This is a genomic window from Acidobacteriota bacterium (assembly GCA_028875725.1).
In the GTDB taxonomy this organism is placed as follows: Bacteria; Acidobacteriota; Thermoanaerobaculia; order Multivoradales; family Multivoraceae; genus Multivorans.
The window spans coordinates 1,083,304-1,100,513 of record JAPPCR010000006.1; the positions used below are offsets into that span (position 1 = coordinate 1,083,304).

The window sequence follows — 17,210 nt, forward strand, 5'->3', positions numbered from 1 at the left end:
CTTTCCCTCGTAGCAATGATCGACGCCGACGTTCACATTCCCAATCCGCGCCTTCGGGACCTGTACCCCCTGCTGCCGGAGCACTGGGTCGAGCACTTCAACAACACGGTGGACAAGGGGGCCTCCCAGGAGTACTACCCGCCGCGCTCGCCCGTCGCCGGCAGTCGCGGCGGCCTGGCGGAACTCCGGGAGGCCGTCTTCGAGCAGGGCGGCGCCGAGTTGGCGATCTCGAGTTGTCTCTACGCGGTCGACAGCATCCACAATCCGGACGTCGCCGCGGCGCTCGCGACCGCCACGAACGACTGGCAGTCCCGGGAGTGGCTGGAGCAGGAACCGCGGCTCCGCGGTTCGGTGGTGGCGCCGATCCAGTTGCCGGCCGCCGCGGCCGAGGAGATCGAGCGCTGCGCCGACCGGCCCGGGTTCGTGCAGGTCCTGATACCCGTGCGCACCGAGCACCCGCTCGGAAGCCGCCTCTACCACCCGCTATGGAAGATGATCGAGCAGAGCGGCCTGGCGGCGGCGATCCACTTCGGCGGCGCCCCCGTCATGCCGCCGACGCCCACCGGCTGGCCGTCCTTCTTCCTGGAGGAGTACACGGCGATGGCGCAGGTCTTCGCGACCCAGCTCACGAGCATGATCGTCGAAGGAGTGTTCGACGCGTGTCCGGATCTTCGGGTCGTCTTCCTGGAGTCCGGCTTCACCTGGATTCCGTCCCATCTCTGGCGGATGGACAAGGAGTGGCGGAATCTGCGGCGGCTGGTGCCCTGGGTGCGCCGCCCGCCCTCCGAGTACTTCCGCGAGCATGTCCGGGTCGGCATCCAGCCGCTCGATTCGCCGCCCGACCCGGCGCACCTGGGCGAGGTCGTCGCCCAGCTCGGCTCGGACGACCTGCTGCTCTACGCCAGCGACTATCCCCATGTCCACGCCTGCGACGCAGGCGATCTGCTGTCGCAGGTGCTGCCGGAGTCGCTAGGGCGTAAGATCAGGTCGGAGAACGCGCGCAGCTTCTACCGTCTCCCGGAAGGAGGGTAGCCATGACCGTCACCCTGATCGAGCCGTTCACGGAGGCCTCGGCGCTTCCCACTGCGGTGGCGCCGAAGCGCCCGCCGATCATCGACTGCGACTTCCACAACGAGCTCGACTCGATCAAGGATCTCTACCCGTACCTGTCGAAGCGCTGGCGCAACCACCTCGAGACGTTCGGCATCCGCCATCCGAACAGCGGCTACTACCCGCGCTTCATGGATCACCGCGAGGAGGCGCGGCCGCCGTCCGGGCGCACGCCCGGTTCGGAAGTCGGCTTCGCGCGGGAGGACTTCCTCGACCCCTACAACGTCGAGTACGCGATCCTGAACCCGCTGTCTCCGGTGAGTTCGGCGCTCGACCTGGAACTCGGCGCGGCGCTTGCGCGGGCCGCGAACGACTGGCAGATCGCGGAGTGGCTCGATCCCGAGCCGCGGCTGCGGGCCTCGGTCGTCGTCACTCCGCAGGACCCCGTCGCCGCGGCGTCGGAGATCCGGCGCTGCGGCGCCGACGGGCGCTTCGCCCAGGTGCTGTTCATGGGCCGCTTGCAGGAACCGATGGGCCGCCGCAGGTTCTGGCCGATCTACGAAGCCTGCGTCGAGACGGGCATGCACGTCGCCTCGCACGCTTTCGGCGCCTACGGCCACCCGATCACCGGCGCCGGCCACGCCTCGTACTACATCGAGGACCACACGAGCCCGCCCCAGGCGGTGCAGGCGAACATCACGAGCATGGTCGTCGAGGGCGTGTTCGACCGCTTCCCGAGCCTGCGGATGATCTCGGTCGAGAACGGCTTCGCCTGGCTGCCGCCACTGATCTGGCGCCTCGACTCCGCCTGGAGCCTTCTGCGCGAGGAAGCTCCGCACCTTGAGCGCCTGCCCTCGGAAGTCATCTCCGAGCACGTCTACGTGACCACACAGCCGATCGAAGAGCCGCCGCGGCGCCGCGACTTCCTGAACCTGATCGAGCACTTCGGCGAGCTGGCGAGCCACATCCTGATCGCCAGCGACTACCCGCACTGGGACGGGGACAACCCCGACGTCGTGCTGCCGTCGGGGCTCGACGAGGAACTCGTGAAGGGCATTCAGTGCGAGAACGCCCGGGCGCTGTACGGGCTCTAGGGCGTTCGCGGCGGGTGGTGTCGGCGCCGGCGGCCCGCGGATGAAGTACGTCGTCGCCGAGGCGTCCGAGATCGAATCGGGCGACCGCAAGATCGTGACCGTCGCCGGCCGGTCGATCGGCGTCTTCAACCTGGACGGCGAGTTCTTCGCGCTCCGTAATCGCTGCCCGCACCAGGGCGGGAAGCTCTGCGAGGGCAAGCTCTGGGGTGTGATCCGTTCCGACCTTCCCGGCGATTTCGAGTACCGCCCGAGCCGCGAGATCCTCTGTTGCCCCTGGCACGGCTGGGAGTTCCACGTCCGCACCGGCCAGTCCTGGTGCGCGCCCGAGCGGCTGAGAGTGCGCCGCTACGAGGTCGAGACCGTCGCCGGCGAGGAGATCGCCGAGGCTGCCGATACCGAGGCGGCGCAGCCCGACGATCCCGACGCCCCGGCCCCAGGGATGGTCAAGGGTCCGTACACCGCCGAGACCTACGCGGTCACACGCGAGGGCGAGTACCTGGTGGTCGACATCCCCGGGTAGTGACCGCACAGCGAACTCGTCGCCCACTGGGTGCGCCGGCGTCCCCGCCGGCCGCCGCCGCAGGCGGCCCGAGAGACGCGCCGGCCGTCAGGCCGGCTCAGCTTGGGCGGCCTGCGCTTCAGTCCGCAGGAGATTCCGAGTCCACCGATGCGCCCGATACGCACCGAAGACCCTTCCGGCTGATAAGGACAAGTCCCAGCGGGTGAAACGGCTGGCGTCTTCGCCAGCGGGCGGTCTTGCGACGCCGCTACGTCTGCGGCCGAATGTCGAACGCCACGGCTTCGCGGTCGTTGCGCACCAGCAGGATTCCCTCGGCGATCGCCGGGTTGTTCCAGGTGCGTCCGGAGACGGCGGGCAGCGCGGCAACCTCCTGGTGGCTTTCCGGCGTGGCGCGCACCAGGACGAGCTGACCCCGTTCCGTGGTGATCAGCAGGTGGCCTGAGGCGAGCAGAAGCTGGCCGTGGCCGTAGCGGCCGCCCTTCCACATGCGGTCGCCAGTTTCGGCGTCGACGCAGGCGAGGATGCCGTTGTCCAGCCCGTAGACGTAGCCGTCGTGGAAGACGGAGGTCGAGAAGGTGTTCTTCATCCGGTTGTTGAACCAGATCTCCTTCACCGACGCGGTGTTCGCTTCGAGGTCGGCGTCGACTTCGAGCACCGCGGCGCCGTGGCCGTAGCCGGACGACACGAAGATGCGGTTCGGCGCCACCTGGACGGGCTGCGCGGCGTTGATGCCGTTCATCGTTGCCCAGGGCCGGCTCCAGTACGTCCCGCTGCCGTCCGTGGCGAGCGCGACCACCTGATCGGCGCCGATCAGGACGATCTGGGAAAGGCCGTCCAGGGTGAAGACCGCGGGCGCGGTGTAGGCGCCTGCGGCGTCGAGCGCCCGCCAGCGAATCGCTCCGGTGTCGAGCTCGTAGGCGATCACGGCCCCGTTGGGACCGCCGGGCGCGGTGAGGACCGCTCCGTCCAGAATCGCCGGGGAGGCCGCCATTCCCCAGGTCAGGTTCGCCGCGCCTGAGTCCTCGAGAACGTTCGTGCGCCAGATCGAAGCTCCGGTCGCGGCGTCGAACGCCTGGAGTTCGCCGGTGGCGCCGAGCGCGACCAGGGTGCCCTCATACAGGGCCGGCGTGGCGCGTGGGCCGTCGCCGCCCATGCTCTCCTCGAAACGGGCGTCCCAACTCGCGTTCCAGCGTTCCACGCCGGTCTGCAGGTCGTAGGCGGCGACCACTTCCTGTTCCCGCCGCTGCTCGATCGTGTACGCGAGGCCGTCTCCGGCCACGAAGGATGCGTAGCCGCCGCCGACCGGGATGCGCCAGAGCTCCGGCGGGCCTTCGTTTGGCCAGTCCGTGTTGATCGGCTGGGGATAGCGGCCGTCCATGTGGAGGCCACGGTAGTAGGGCCAGGAGTCAGGCGACGGCTCTTCGGCGGCTGGCTCCGACTCGGCGGCCTGGGCGAGGCCAGGCGCTTCGGCGCGGTCCCGGTGCGTCTCGATCGCGCGGTAGTGCCGTCCCTCGTGGTGAAAGTCGAGTTGCGGCATCAAACCGCCCGAGATCTGAAGGTGCATCCCCGTCGTCAGGTTCAGTACCAGCGCCAGGCCGGCGAGCGCGGCCACGGAGATACCGGTCCACTTCAGGAAGGAGAGGAAGCGGCTTCGTTTCCTGGTCTTGGTCATCGCTGGCATCCTATTCCCTGGCGGTACGGAGGTCGCTGCTACTCTGCCGTCCCTCTGTGAAGGCCCCCACGGTCCATCTCCGCTTCTCGCCCGCGGTCCTGCCGGAAGCGGCCGAGAACCTCCGTTCCGAGGTTCGGGAGCTACTCGAAGAAACGCGCGCCGGGGGCGTCTGGTTACCGGAGGGACTCTCCTGGTGGGGTCGCAACCCGGCGCTCAGCCGCGCGCTCGGCGACGCGGGCTTCATCGGCATGACGTGGCCGCGCCAGTACGGCGGATCGGAGCGGAGTTACCTGGAGCGCTACGTCGTGACAGAGGAGCTGCTGGCAGCCTGTGCGCCGACCGCGTTTCACTGGTTCGCCGACCGCCAGATCGGCCCAAGCATCCTGCGCTACGGCACCGAGGAGCAGAAGCAGCGTTTCCTGCCGCCGATCGCCCGTGGCGAGCTGTCTTTTGCGGTCGGCATGAGCGAGCCCGACTCCGGTTCCGATCTGGCCTCGATCCGCACCCGGGCCGAGCGCACGGACGGCGGCTGGCGGCTCAACGGCTCGAAGATCTGGACCTCCTACGCGCACGAGGCCGAGTACTGCGTCGCCCTGGTGCGCACGGAACCGAAGTCGGACAAGCGGCACGCCGGCATGAGCCAGGTCATCATCGATCTGAAGAACTCGGACGGGATCACGGTGCGTCCGATCATCGACCTCCCGGGCCGCCACGACTTCAACGAGGTTTTCTTCGAGGACACCTTCGTGCCGGACGACTGCCTGCTGGGCAATCCCGGGGACGGCTGGGAACAGGTGACGTCCGAGCTGGCCTACGAACGGAGCGGTCCGGAGCGCTTCCTGACGAACTTCCATCTGCTGCGCGCACTGGTCGACGCGCTGGATGGGAGCGCGTCGCGGGCGGCGCGGCGCGAGGTCGGGCTACTCGTCAGCCGGCTCTGGGTGCTTCGAGCCGCCTCGGTTTCGGTTGCCGCGGCTCTTGAGGCCGGCGAGGCGCCGAACGTGGAGTCGGCCCTGGTCAAGGACCTGGGCACCAACTTCCAGCAGGAAGTACCGGAGATCGTCCGCCGCGTCGTGGCTGATGAAGGGGTTGCCGACGAGGTGGTCCTCGACATCCTGCGTCAGGTCGTCCTGGCCGCGCCCTCGTACACGATCCAGGGCGGCGCGACGGAGATCCTCCGCGGCATCGTCGCCCGGGGACTGAGGCTGCGATGAGCGAGATGCGGCAGCTCCTCCTGGACACGGCGGTGCGCCTGTTCGAGGCGGCGTCGGCGGACGAAGTCTTCGAGGCGGTCGAGGAAGGCCGTTTCCCGGAGAACCACTGGCGGGCGATCGAGGACAACGGCCTGGTCGACATGCTCCTGCCCGAAGAAGCCGGGGGCGCCGGCGTCGACTTCGGCGACGCGATGGCGGTAGCGCGGACCGCCGGCGCCTTCGCGCTGCCGTTGCCCCTTGTCGAGACGATGATCGGCCGATGGCTGCTCTCGGGCGCCGGACTCGCGGCGCCCGCGGGTCCGCTGGGAATGGTGACGGCCGCGGGCCGACTCGAGGTGCCCTGGCCGGACAACATCTCGGCGCTGGTCGTGTCGGGCGCTACGGACCGCGTCGGCTGGGTCGCCGCCGGCGAAGTCGAGTCCGAGCGCGGCACGAACAGTGCCGGTGAACCGGTGGGGCGATTGCGGGAGCCACCGCCGATCCCTCCGGGACAGTCGGGCGACGTGAGTTCGGAACCGTCTCCCTCCACCGTGATGGCGGTCGCCCGTAGCGCGATGATCGCCGGCGCCATGGAGCGCATCCTCGATCTGACGATCGAGCACGTTCAGGGACGGGTCCAGTTCGGGCGGCCGCTGGCCCGCTTCCAGGCAGTGCAACAGTTGATGGCGATCATGGCCAGCCATGCGGCTGTGGTGGGCGTCGCCTCGGATACGGCAGTTCTGGCGGTCGAGTCGACTCACGGGGAGGGGGACAGGAACGCCGCGTTCGTCGTAGCCTGTGCCAAGGCCCGCGCCAGCGAAGCCTGCTATGAGGTTACCCGTATCGCGCACCAGCTCCACGGCGCGATCGGCTACACGCGCGAGCACGACCTGCACCGCTTCACCCGCCGGCTCTGGGCCTGGCGCGACGCCGACGGGGACGAGGGCTACTGGCAGCAGCGGGTCGGCGAGATGGCGATTCGCTCCGGTGGGGCCGGCCTGTGGCCGCTGCTCGTCGAGGCGCGGTCTGCAGCGCTGGAGCGATAGGCTCCGCCTTTCACCGAGCCAGCCGTTTCGATGTCGCTGACCTTCGAGCACGTCCACATCATCTGCGAGGACCCGCGCGCTTCCGCGCGCTGGTATCGGGACATGCTCGGCGCCACGATCTCGGGCGAGCACGAAGTTCGAGGCGCCCCGCAGATCCGGGTCGAGGTCGGTGGCGTGCTGGTGCTTCTGCGCGGCAAGCGGCCCGGAGAGGATCCGGCGTCGACCCGGCCGATGCGGGAGTACGAGGGCTACTCCAGCCACGACGAGTGGGGCACGGATCACTTCGGCTTCACCTACCGTGGGGATCTTCTGGACTATTGCGAGGAGTTACGCGGCGAGGGCGCGGAGTTCGCAGTCGAGCCCTGGGAGTTCGCGCCCGGCGTATTGCTCTGCTACCTCGCGGCACCCGACAACGTGAGCATCGAACTGGTTCAGGTGAAGTAGATACCGGGAGAAGAGGATGGACCAGTCGAGCGGGAACGGGCCGTACGTGGGCAAGCGGCTGAGCAGCGGGACCTTCGTCGTCGACGACGCCGTGCTCGCGGACTACTACGGCGGCCTGGAACTCGAACCGCCGACCTCCGGCCTGCTGCCGTCCACGATCGCGAGCGGCCCGGATGGCGACTACTTCCGCGAGATCGCGTTCGCCAACCAGACCGGGCATCTTTGGATGCGCGAGGAGTGGGCGCTCTTGGCGCCGATGAAGGCGGACACCGTCTACAGCGTCGATGGCGACATCTGCGACATCTACGACCGGCGCAACCGCGTCGTCGTCGACTACCGGGTCCGACTCAGCGACGGTGACGGCAGGGAGATCCTGGAGACCCACCATCACCAGAGCTTCCTGCGCGACCAGGAGTACGCCGGCGATGTCGAGCTGCGCGATCCGCGAAAGAAGCCGGGCGCGCGCCGCTTCGACGTGCCGGATGGCGAGAGGTTCGGGGGTCTGGAGCGCACGATCTCGCTTGAGATGTGCGGCCAGTTCTTCCACGGCAACGCGAACTACCACACCGACAAGGAGGCGTCGCGCGAGCTGGGCTTCCAGGACGTCGTGGTCGGCGGCCGGATGACGATGGGCTACGTCGGCCACGTTCTCGAGGAGCGCTTCGGCGAGGCATGGTGGCGTAGCGGTTCCTTCGACCTCAAGTTCACGAACCCGGTGTGGCCGGGCGACACGATCACCGTCAATGGCGTCGTGACCGGCCCGGACCCGGACGACTCGGAACGCACCGCAGCGTTCGTGTGGATCGCCAAGACGGACGGCACGGTGGCGCTCATCGCCCGCGCCGGCGTTGCCGCGTGACTTCGACACTTCTCCCCACAGGAGCATCAATGACGACTCGACGTTTTGCCCTCGCACTACTGCTCCTCCTGGTTGCCGCAGCGCCTCTTGCCGCGAACGACGCCGGCCGCGACTGCCGCGGCCTGGTTGCCCTGACCGACCTCGACCACGCGGTCGAGCCGGGGTTCCGGGTGCCCGCCGCGGAAGGTGTACCGGCCCATTGCCGCGTGCGCGGCGTCGTCAACCGGGCGATCCGTTTCGAGGTCACGCTCCCCGACGACTGGAACGGCCGGATGATGTTCAGCACCGTCGGCGGCGCCGCGGGTTTCATCGGCGATACGACGAGCCTGCTCGGCCGCGGCTTCGCGATGGCCTCGACCGACACGGGCCACGAGGGCCAGGACCGGGACTACGTGCGGCAGCCCGAGGCCCTGCTCGACTACGCCTACCGCGGCGTCCATCTTGCGACCGGGGCCGCCAAGCGGGTGATCCAGCACTACTACGGTCGGGAGATCGACTACTCCTACGTCAAGGGCTGCTCGAACGGCGGTCGTGCGGCGATGCTGGAGGCGACCCGCTTCCCGGCCGACTACGACGGCGTCCTGGCCGGGGCCCCGGCCTTCCGTTTCCAGGAGTTCGTGCCCTGGATGATCGGCGGGGCGCGTCTGCAGGCGAAGCATCCGCTGACCGCGGAGTCGTTCCAGTTGCTCGGCAAGGCCTCCCGCGAGGCGTGCGACGCGCTGGACGGAGTCGAGGACGGCGTGATCGACGATCCGATGAAGTGCGCCGCGGACGTCTTCGATCTGAACGCCCTGCAATGCCCGCCGGACTCGACGGAGAACTGCCTCACCGCCGGCCAGCTCCAGACCGCCCGCTACATGTACGGGGACGTCGTCGACGCGGACGGCAACGTCCTTTCGCCGGGGGTGCCGCCCGGCGCCGAGGGCGCGGGCGACTGGGCCGCCTGGATGCTGCCGACCGCCCGGCGCGGGGCTCCGGACCAGTCCCTGATCGACGGCATGGACGTGCTGCTCGAGGCCCTGATGCGCTTCGAGCCGGACTTCGACGTCGATGCGTTCGACCCGGTCGCCGACCGTGATCTGCTCGCAGCCGCCACCGCGCCCCTCGACGTGCTCACCGCGGACCTCTCTGCGTTCCGGGAACGCGGCGGCAAGCTGCTGATGTACCAGGGCTGGAACGACTACCCGCTGCGCCCGCAGCGCGCGATCGACTACCTGCACGCGGTGGAGAAGGAGAACGGCGGCGCGGAAGCGGCGGCGGATTTCTACCGTATGTTCATGGTCCCCGGCATGATCCACTGCGCCCGCGGTCCCGGCGCCTGGGTCGCCGACTACGTCGACCCGCTGGTGGCATGGACGGAGAAGGGCGTCGCCCCCGACCGCATCGAGGCGAGCCGCCCCGGGCCGGAGCCGGAGTTCACGCGGCCGCTCTGCGCGTATCCGAAGGCGGCGAAGTACAACGGCGAAGGCGACGTGAACGACGCGGCGAACTGGAGTTGCAGGTAGTCGGCGTCATCCGGCGGACTGAGGAGAGGAGTTCGACATGGAAACGCGACAGAGGACCATCTACGCATCGGCGGTCGCACCGGCCCTCGGGCTTGCCCTTGCCATGGCGGGTTGCGCTCCCGCCCCGGACGCGGCTGAAGAAACGCCCGCGCCGCCCAACGTGATCATCGTCCTGGCCGACGATCTCGGTTACGGCGACATCGGCGCCAACGGCTCGACCGTCATCTCGACGCCGCACATCGACGAGCTGGCGGCGAACGGGGTGCGGCTGACCGACGGCTACGTTTCGGCGGCGGTCTGCAGCCCCATGCGGGCGGGGCTCTTCGCCGGCCGCTACCAGAACCGGTTCGGCTACGAGTACAACCCGACCGCGAACTACGAGCGGAACGCCGATGCGGAGCTCGGACTGCCCGAGGACGAGACGACGCTCGGCGACATGATGCAGGAGGCCGGCTACGTCACCGGTCTGGTCGGGAAATGGCATCTCGGTTTCCGCGAGCAGTACCACCCGCTGAGGCGCGGTTTCGACGAGTTCTTCGGCCATCTGGGCGGCGGCACGAGCTACGTCGATCCCAGCGATCCGGATGCCCATCGCTGGCCGAACACCCAGCCCGCCGCGACCGAGCAGGACGCGACCGCGTGGACGCCGGTCGTCGGCGACCGCGGCGACGGCCCGCGTGCGATCCTGGACGGCTACGAGCTCGTGGAAGTCGACGAGTACCTGACCGACGTGTTCGCGGACCGCGCCGTCAGCTTCATCGAGCGCCACGCGGACGAACCGTTCTTCCTGATGCTGGCGCCGAACGCGCCTCACACGCCGATTCAGGCCACGAGCAAGTACGTTGACCGCTACGCGCACATCGAGGAACCAGGGGCCCGGATCTATGCGGCCATGGTGTCGTCGGTCGACGACATGGTGGGCCGCGTCACCGCGACGCTGCGCGAGCACGGGCTGGAGGAGAACACGCTCGTCGTCTTCATCTCCGACAACGGCTGCATCAACTACATGCCGGCGGTCATCTGCACGAACTCGCCGCTCTCCGGCGGCAAGCGCTATCACCTGGACGGCGGCATCCGGGTGCCGTACCTCGTCAAGTGGCCGGCGGGCCTGCCCCGAGGCGACGTCTACAGCCGGCCGGCGAGCGTCCTCGACCTGTACGCGACGATGGCCGCGGCAGCCGGGTCGGACGCGGGTACCGAGGACAGCGTGAACCTCCTGCCGTACCTGCGCGGCGAGATCGAGGAGCCGCCCCACGAGTACCTCTTCTGGCGGTCCCTGCCGAACGCAGCCGTTCGCTCGGGCAAGTGGAAGCTGTGGCGGGTCGACCTGACAGACCGGGACCCGGCTTCCGTGCTCGGTCTCGGCGGTCGCCTGCTGCCGGAGGAGGACTATCCGCCGGTGTCGGCGCACGGCCAGGTCACCGTGCTGCACGACCTCGAGGCGGACGTCGGCGAGCGGGTGAACGTGGCCGACCAGCACCCAGAGGTCGTCGAACGCCTCGAAGCGGCGCTCGCGGCCTGGGAGGCGGAACTGTCCGAACCGATGTGGGTCAGCAAGCGGTCGACGCTCGCCGAACTGCACGGCCAGGCGATCCAGCTCTATTTCTGAGGCTGCGTGGCGCCTTCCGGCCTAGACCGAAACGATGTCGTCCAGGCCGAGTCCAAGGGCATCAGCAAGCCGGCGAAGCGTGTGCACGGAGCCGGTTCGTCGACCTGCTTCGATGTCAACGATCTGGACACGGCTGGTGTTCGCGGCGCGAGCCAGAGCGGCCTGCGAGAGACCGCGGTACTCCCGCCAGACCCGCAGGGGCGACTCGCCGTCGATCAGGCGGCCGACCACCGTCTCGGGGACGAACTCCTCGGTTCCTGCATCGACTCTCGCTTCCACGGCCAGCCCGGCCTGAATGTCGGCCAAGTCCTCCTCGACGCCGCACAGGCGCTGATACTCGGCCTTCGGAATCGTCACGGTCTCGGTCATGGTCACTCCCTGTAGACACTGCCACGGCTGGCGATGTGAAGGATCTCAAGGCGATCACCGTCACGCATGATCGCCCGCCAATCGCCCACGCGGAGCCGGAGTAGTCCACCGGAGCCCCGAAGCCGGGAGACGTTGTTCTCCTGGGAAGCGGGACTCTCGACGAAAGCCCGGATCTTGCGGCGGATGCGGATGGCGTGGTTGCGGGGCATGCGAGTAAGGGTCCTCACGGCGCTCCGGCTGTAGACGACCTCCTTCACCGGGGGAATGTAGCGATAAGCGACAGTGTCGTCAAGAGCGACAGGGTCGTCTGTATCATCCGCGCCATCCCCAATCAGCTCTGCCAAGAGGACAGACCATGCACGACATCGCCATTCGCAACGGCCGCATCATCGACGGCACCGGCGCCCCGGAGTTCCAGGGCGACATCGCCATCGACGGCGCCGTGATCACCAGCGTCAACGGAGGCGTGGGCAAGGCGCGCCGCGAGATCGACGCCGAAGGCAAGCTGGTCGTCCCGGGCTGGATCGACATCCACACCCACTTCGACGCCCAGGTGTCCTGGGACCCCTACCTGACGCCTTCCTGCTGGAACGGCGTGACGACGATCGTCATGGGCAACTGCGGCGTCGGCTTCGCGCCGGTCAAGCCGAAGGATCGCGACTGGTTGCTCGACCTGATGGACGCGGTCGAGGACATCCCGGCGATCGCCATGTCGGCCGGCATGGAGTGGAAGTGGGAGACCTTCCCCGAGTACCTCGACGCGATCGACGACAAGCCGCGGATCATGGACGTGATCACGCAGGTTCCCCATTGCGCGCTCCGCACCTACGTGATGGGGGAGCGCGGCGCCGAGGACGTCCAGCCGACGGAGGACGAACTGGCCGAGATGGAGCGTCTCGTGCGGGAGAGCATCCGGGCGGGCGCCTTCGGTGTCTCCTCGAACCGGCTCCTGGCGCACCGCACGAAGGAGGGAGAGATGGTCCCGGGGACGTTCGCTCGCTATCCGGAGCTCGAGGCGATCGCGAACGGCATGAGCGAGGCCGGCGGCGGCGTGTTCCAGTTCGTCGGGCCGTTCGAGCGCGAGTGGTTGCTCGGCCTCGGCCGCAAGGACGGGATCACGGTGACCTATCTCTCAGGCGAAGCGGCGCAGGAAGGGTTGACCGCACTCGAGGCGCGTCGCTACAAGGGGATCCGGGTGTTTCCGCAGATCCGGGGCCGCGGCACGACGGTTCTGATGAACCTGGAGGGGTCGCTTCACCCGTACGTCCTGAACTACGCCTACCGCGAACTGGTCGGCCACCTGCCGATGCCGGAGCGGCTCGAGCGGATGCGCGATCCGGAGGTGCGGGCGAAGATCCTCGCCAGCGACTGGGACATGACGAACGACGCCCGGCGCAACAGTCCCGAGGACGTGGATCACCCGTTCCTGGTCGACGCGACGCCGGGCAGCCTGCTGCCGGGACTGCTGGAGCTCATGCACTCGCAGCCGGAGGCGGTCTACGTGCTTGGGGATCCTCCGAACTACGAGCCGGACCAGGAGGCGAGCGTAGCGACCTACGCGAAGCGGCACGGCCTCACCGGTCCCGAGGCGTTCTACGATCTTCTGACGGAAGGCGATGGCAGCACGCTGCTGCTCTTCTACCTGGACGGCTATTCGAAGCGGAACTTCGACTACATGGCGGGTCTGATGCGTCATCCGCTGACCTGCAACGGGTTGAGCGACGCCGGGGCCCATGTCGGCGCCGTCAGCGACGCGCACATGCCGACCTGGAACCTGTCGTTCTGGGGCCGCGACCGCAGCCGTGGCGACCGGATCGAGCTGGAGACGATCGTTCACAAGCAGACCGGCGCCAACGCCGCGCTCTACGGTCTGCCCGACCGTGGCGTCCTGGAGCCGGGAAAGCGCGCCGACATCAGCGTGATCGACTTCGACCGCCTGTCGTCCGAGGCCCCGTACCTCGTCTACGACCTGCCCGAGAACGCGAAGCGCTACATGCAGCGCCCGCAGGGCTACGACGCCACGATCTGCGCAGGCGAAGTCGTCCTGGAGTACGACGAAGTCACCGGCGCCCTGCCGGGGCGGCTCGTCCGCAGCCGGCCGGCGACGGCATAGCTGCGTCGGTGACACCCGCCAGCGACGTGGTCCGGAGGGGAGGGTCCCAGCGGCCGCTCGCGCTCTCTGGGTTCCGGGGAAGTCAGCGCTCGCTTCGGTCGGCTGCGTTTCGCGGCGGCGTTGGTTGACGGGAGGTCGGTGGGCGTCACTTGCCTCCAGCCCGCTGGGACCCTCCCCTCCGGACCACGCCGCTGGCTGGACGTCGTCGTTGGTTTCGGAACGCGGTTTCGGTGTCGGTGCGCCGGCCGTCTGGCCGGCCCTTACGGCTTCTGCGTGTACCTCTCGCCAGCCTCGACGGCGACAGGCAGGCGATTCCGCGGCGTAGCTAACGGACAGGTGGCGAACTCGGTGAAGACACAGGGTGGGTTGTAGGCCCTGTTGAAGTCGAGGACCGTCGTGCCGTCGGGGCCGGGCAGGGCGGCGGCCAGGTAGCGGCCGGCGGGGTAGGTCGTGTCGCCGGTTGTTGCATCGGCGAAGACGATCATGAACTCGTCGTTGGATCGATAGGCCTCCAGCGACAGTGACTGTCCCCCGGCCTCGAACTCGAGGGTGCCGGGGACGGTCGGCTCCCAGCCGAGGCCTTCGACCACGGTTGGCACCCGGATGGTTCGAGGTTCCGGGTAGGGCTCGAAACGGGCCTCGAGGCGCCAGCTCGGGTCGGCGGCGTAGGACTCGATGCCGGCGAAGGCGCTAATGGCCGGATGGTCGTAGTCCCGCAGCCGCACTCCGAGCCGATCCATCCGCCGGATCACGGTCCAGGCCAGGGAGCCGGATGTGAGAAGGGTGGCCTCCTTCTCCTGATCGTCGGCGAGGAGAAGCTCCGTGACGGGAGATCTGCCGTGCAGGATCTCGGTTCCCGTTGCAGCCCTGAAGGTCACCGTGCCGTTCCCGACCAGGAACTCGCCGAGCTTCGGCGGCGCCGAGCCTTCGGGCGTTACGAGGTCGTTGTCGGCTGAGGCGCCGAAGCTGTTGGGACCCTCTTCGAGCCAGTAGAGGCCCGCCAGGTTCAGCCAGCCGTCGGGGCCCTTGAGGGTCGCCACGCGCTGGCTGCGCCACTCCGTCAGCAGGTGCTCGTAGCTGCTCTGCGCCGAAACGTGGGTAGTGGCGGTCAGGGCGAGGATCGCTGCGATGGCGGAAGCTGATCGGACGATTCGATGCGGCTTCACGATCCACTCTCCGGTGAGCATCCTATGGCCAAGCCGGGGCGCGGGGCTTCCACCAACGCTGTTACACTGACGCGCGTCACGTCGCAGCAAGTTTGATCTTCAGCCCGGGAGTTGGAGATGCGTCAGCCACCACTGAGCCTCAGACGTCGCCAGCGGGCGATCCGGGTGGCCTCCGTGTGTGTGTGCTGGCTCCTGGTTGCCGTTGGTTCCGCCGCGGCCGGGCCGCCCGCGACGCCGGCGGCTGCCCCGGCCTACGATGCCGATGCGCCGCACCGCGTCCTCATCTCGCGCCACTGCCTGGGCTGTCACAACAACCGGCTCAAGACGGCTGGGCTCGAACTCGACGCCCTGGTCGAACAGCACGAGACCCTCGACCGTACGACCTGGGAGAAGGTGGCCCGCAAGCTGCGCGCGCGGCAGATGCCGCCGCCGGGCCGCCGTCGTCCGGATGAGAGCGCGTACCGGGAGGCGCTGTCCTCGCTCGAGGGCGAACTGGACCGGATCGCGGTGGAACAGCCCGACCCGGGCCGCACGGAGACCTTTCGCCGGCTGAACCGTACCGAGTACCACAACGCGGTGCGGGACCTGCTCGCGCTGGAGGTCGATGTCGCGTCACTGTTGCCGACGGACTCGGCGAGCTTCGGGTTCGACAACGTGACGGTCGGTGACCTCTCGCCGACGCTGCTGGAGCGCTACGTCGGCGCCGCGGAGAAGATCAGCCGGCTGGCGGTCGGCCGCTCGTATGCCGAACCGGTCGGCATCACGTTCCGCACGGAGCCCGATCAGACCCAGGAGAAACACGTCGAAGGCCTGCCGGTCGGCACCCGGGGAGGCCTGCTCGCGACCTGGAACTTCCCGGCAGATGGGGTCTACGAGTTTTCGATCCGGCTCGCGCGTGACCGCAACGAGCACGTCGAGGGTCTGCGCGAGCCGCACGACCTGGAGCTTCTGATCGATCGGGAGCACATCGAGTCCTTCACCGTCGCTCCGCCGGACCTGATGAGCGACGTGGCGCTGAACTACCAGCCGTCGCAGGACGACGTCGACGATCACCTGGTCGTGCGAGTGCCGGTCACCGCGGGACCGCACGACGTTGGCGTCACCTTCCCGGCCCGGCCATGGGTACTGCTCGAGACGGCGCGGCAGCCCTACGAGTCGCATTTCAACTATTACCGCCACCCGCGGGTGCAGCCGGCGATCTTTTCGGTCTCGATCGTCGGGCCGTACCTGCCGCTCGGCGCCGGCGATACGCCGAGCCGCCAGCGGATCTTCGTCTGCCAGCCGCAGAACGTCGCCGAGGAGGACCCCTGCGCGCGGGAGATCCTGGCCAACGTGATGCGCCGGGCCTATCGCCGGCCGGTGACCGGCGAGGACGTGCGCGGACCCTTCGCGCTCTACGAGCAGGCAAAGGTCGAGCACGGGTTCGAGGCGGGCGTCGAAATGGGCCTGGCGGCGGTCCTGGTCAGCCCGGAGTTCCTGTTCCGCATCGAACGGGATCCGGCCGGTGTGGAAGCCGGGGCGCCGTACCGCGTCAACGACGTGGAGCTCGCGTCGCGGCTCGCCTTCTTCCTGTGGAGCAGCATCCCCGACGACGAACTCCTGGAGTTCGCGTCGGCCGGCCGACTGGGCGAGCCGGACGTGCTCGAGCAGCAGGTCGAGCGCATGCTCGCCGACCCGCGAGCCGAGAACCTGGTCACGAACTTCGCCGCCCAGTGGCTCCATCTACGAAACCTGGACGGTGTCACGCCCGACAAACGCCTGTTCCCGGACTTCGACGACAACCTGCGGCAGGCCATGCGCCGGGAGACGGAACTGTTCGTCGGCAGCGTTCTGCGGGAGGACCGCAGCGCCCTCGATCTCGTGCAGGCGGACTACACGTTCCTCAACGAGCGGCTGGCCAAGCACTACGGCATTCCACATGTGTACGGCAGCCGTTTCCGGCGAGTGGAACTCGACGACGACAGCGTGCGCGGCGGGTTGCTGCGCCACGGCAGCATCCTGACCGTGACCTCCTTCGCCAACCGCACCTCACCGGTGGTGCGCGGCAACTGGGTGCTGGGCAACCTGCTCGGCGTGCCGCCGCCTCCGCCGCCGCCCGATGTGCCGGACCTGCCGGAAGCGAAGATCGTCGCCAAGGAGCTGCCGATGCGAGAACGCCTGTCGGCGCACCGCGACAACCCGGCCTGCTCCGGCTGCCACCGCCTGATGGACCCGGTCGGCTTCGCGCTCGAGAACTACGACGCGATCGGCCGCTGGCGGACGGTGGACGCGGGCTTCCCGATCGACGCTTCCGGCGAGCTGTGGGACGGTACCGCCCTGGGCGGTGTTGTGGAACTCGAGTCGGCGATGCTGGCGCGGCCCGAGCTGTTCCTGACCACCCTGACCGAGAAGCTGCTCGTGTTCGGCACCGGCCGCGGTGTCACCGCGAGCGACGCACCCGCGGTGCGGGCGATCCTGCGCCGCGCGGAGGCCGACGGCTACCGCCTGTCGTCCCTGATTCAGGCGGTAGTCGCCAGCGATCCGTTCTTGAAGAGAAGGGCCTCCCCCGTGCCGGGGAGCCCCTTGTGATG

15 protein-coding genes are annotated in these 17,210 nt (G+C 68.8%); 11 read left to right on the top strand and 4 right to left on the bottom strand.

Going from position 1 to position 17,210, the window contains the following annotated elements:
• Positions 1-15: 15 nt before the first annotated feature.
• The 3 genes from OXI49_06445 to OXI49_06455 are packed head-to-tail and all read left to right on the top strand — an operon-like array spanning position 16 to position 2,664.
• Positions 16-1,032 carry an amidohydrolase family protein gene (locus OXI49_06445; GenBank protein ID MDE2690139.1) on the top strand — a complete coding sequence of 339 codons (1,017 nt, stop codon included), beginning with the start codon at positions 16-18 and terminating at the stop codon, positions 1,030-1,032.
• 2 nt (positions 1,033-1,034) lie between these two features.
• Positions 1,035-2,144 (top strand): amidohydrolase family protein, encoded by a 1,110-nt coding sequence (locus tag OXI49_06450; protein MDE2690140.1) that lies wholly within the window; start codon positions 1,035-1,037, stop codon positions 2,142-2,144.
• Positions 2,145-2,184: 40 nt separating this feature from the next.
• Positions 2,185-2,664, top strand: a complete 480-nt coding sequence (locus OXI49_06455; GenBank protein ID MDE2690141.1) for a Rieske (2Fe-2S) protein — start codon at positions 2,185-2,187, stop codon at positions 2,662-2,664.
• A 247-nt stretch (positions 2,665-2,911) separates the two neighbouring features.
• Here the strand turns inward: OXI49_06455 and OXI49_06460 are convergent, their stop codons facing one another.
• Entirely contained in the window at positions 2,912-4,336 is a 1,425-nt protein-coding gene (locus OXI49_06460) for a PQQ-like beta-propeller repeat protein (protein MDE2690142.1), read from the bottom strand.
• A 56-nt stretch (positions 4,337-4,392) separates the two neighbouring features.
• Here OXI49_06460 and OXI49_06465 point away from each other — a divergent pair, with 56 nt between their 5' ends.
• Genes OXI49_06465 through OXI49_06490 form a run of 6 tightly spaced genes read left to right on the top strand, consistent with a single transcriptional unit; the run spans position 4,393 to position 10,992 of the window.
• Positions 4,393-5,550 (top strand): acyl-CoA dehydrogenase family protein, encoded by a 1,158-nt coding sequence (locus OXI49_06465; protein MDE2690143.1) that lies wholly within the window; start codon positions 4,393-4,395, stop codon positions 5,548-5,550.
• Positions 5,547-6,575: an acyl-CoA/acyl-ACP dehydrogenase gene (locus tag OXI49_06470; protein MDE2690144.1), complete on the top strand. Its 1,029-nt coding sequence runs from the start codon at positions 5,547-5,549 to the stop codon at positions 6,573-6,575. Before OXI49_06465 ends, OXI49_06470 begins: the two co-directional genes overlap by 4 nt.
• 30 nt (positions 6,576-6,605) lie before the next feature.
• Complete coding sequence (locus OXI49_06475) at positions 6,606-7,019, top strand: VOC family protein (protein MDE2690145.1); 414 nt, start codon at positions 6,606-6,608, stop codon at positions 7,017-7,019.
• 16 nt (positions 7,020-7,035) lie between these two features.
• Positions 7,036-7,878: a MaoC family dehydratase gene (locus OXI49_06480; protein MDE2690146.1), complete on the top strand. Its 843-nt coding sequence runs from the start codon at positions 7,036-7,038 to the stop codon at positions 7,876-7,878.
• Between the two features lie 29 nt (positions 7,879-7,907).
• The gene (locus tag OXI49_06485) at positions 7,908-9,383 is read left to right on the top strand and encodes a tannase/feruloyl esterase family alpha/beta hydrolase (GenBank protein ID MDE2690147.1); all 1,476 of its coding nucleotides are present in this window, start codon (positions 7,908-7,910) and stop codon (positions 9,381-9,383) included.
• Positions 9,384-9,420: 37 nt separating this feature from the next.
• Positions 9,421-10,992, top strand: a complete 1,572-nt coding sequence (locus tag OXI49_06490; GenBank protein MDE2690148.1) for a sulfatase-like hydrolase/transferase — start codon at positions 9,421-9,423, stop codon at positions 10,990-10,992.
• Between the two features lie 21 nt (positions 10,993-11,013).
• Here OXI49_06490 and OXI49_06495 read toward each other — a convergent pair whose 3' ends face one another.
• Together OXI49_06495 and OXI49_06500 are read right to left on the bottom strand one after the other, a co-directional pair.
• Positions 11,014-11,361: a helix-turn-helix transcriptional regulator gene (locus OXI49_06495; protein MDE2690149.1), complete on the bottom strand. Its 348-nt coding sequence runs from the start codon at positions 11,359-11,361 to the stop codon at positions 11,014-11,016.
• Positions 11,362-11,363: 2 nt separating this feature from the next.
• On the bottom strand, positions 11,364-11,618 hold the full coding sequence (locus OXI49_06500; GenBank protein MDE2690150.1) for a type II toxin-antitoxin system RelE/ParE family toxin: 255 nt from the start codon (positions 11,616-11,618) through the stop codon (positions 11,364-11,366).
• A 98-nt stretch (positions 11,619-11,716) separates the two neighbouring features.
• Here OXI49_06500 and OXI49_06505 point away from each other — a divergent pair, with 98 nt between their 5' ends.
• A complete protein-coding gene (locus tag OXI49_06505; protein MDE2690151.1) occupies positions 11,717-13,474 on the top strand; it encodes an amidohydrolase family protein in 1,758 nt (585 codons plus the stop codon).
• 260 nt (positions 13,475-13,734) lie between these two features.
• Here the strand turns inward: OXI49_06505 and OXI49_06510 are convergent, their stop codons facing one another.
• Positions 13,735-14,640, bottom strand: coding sequence for a DUF1684 domain-containing protein (locus OXI49_06510; protein ID MDE2690152.1), 906 nt, complete (start codon positions 14,638-14,640; stop codon positions 13,735-13,737).
• A gap of 117 nt (positions 14,641-14,757) precedes the next feature.
• On the opposite strand from OXI49_06510, the gene OXI49_06515 reads away from it, so the two are divergent.
• Complete coding sequence (locus OXI49_06515) at positions 14,758-17,208, top strand: DUF1592 domain-containing protein (protein ID MDE2690153.1); 2,451 nt, start codon at positions 14,758-14,760, stop codon at positions 17,206-17,208.
• Positions 17,209-17,210: the final 2 nt, after the last annotated feature.

Bases quoted from the DNA above. Each gene is read 5' to 3' on its own strand.
- OXI49_06455 (MDE2690141.1), top strand. From the start codon at position 2,185: ATGAAGTACGTCGTCGCCGAGGCGTCCGAGATCGAATCGGGCGACCGC.
- OXI49_06460 (MDE2690142.1), bottom strand. From the start codon at position 4,336: ATGACCAAGACCAGGAAACGAAGCCGCTTCCTCTCCTTCCTGAAGTGG.
- OXI49_06505 (MDE2690151.1), top strand. From the start codon at position 11,717: ATGCACGACATCGCCATTCGCAACGGCCGCATCATCGACGGCACCGGC.
- OXI49_06445 (MDE2690139.1), top strand. From the start codon at position 16: ATGATCGACGCCGACGTTCACATTCCCAATCCGCGCCTTCGGGACCTG.
- OXI49_06450 (MDE2690140.1), top strand. From the start codon at position 1,035: ATGACCGTCACCCTGATCGAGCCGTTCACGGAGGCCTCGGCGCTTCCC.
- OXI49_06470 (MDE2690144.1), top strand. From the start codon at position 5,547: ATGAGCGAGATGCGGCAGCTCCTCCTGGACACGGCGGTGCGCCTGTTC.
- OXI49_06485 (MDE2690147.1), top strand. From the start codon at position 7,908: ATGACGACTCGACGTTTTGCCCTCGCACTACTGCTCCTCCTGGTTGCC.
- OXI49_06480 (MDE2690146.1), top strand. From the start codon at position 7,036: ATGGACCAGTCGAGCGGGAACGGGCCGTACGTGGGCAAGCGGCTGAGC.
- OXI49_06495 (MDE2690149.1), bottom strand. From the start codon at position 11,361: ATGACCGAGACCGTGACGATTCCGAAGGCCGAGTATCAGCGCCTGTGC.
- OXI49_06475 (MDE2690145.1), top strand. From the start codon at position 6,606: ATGTCGCTGACCTTCGAGCACGTCCACATCATCTGCGAGGACCCGCGC.
- OXI49_06515 (MDE2690153.1), top strand. From the start codon at position 14,758: ATGCGTCAGCCACCACTGAGCCTCAGACGTCGCCAGCGGGCGATCCGG.
- OXI49_06490 (MDE2690148.1), top strand. From the start codon at position 9,421: ATGGAAACGCGACAGAGGACCATCTACGCATCGGCGGTCGCACCGGCC.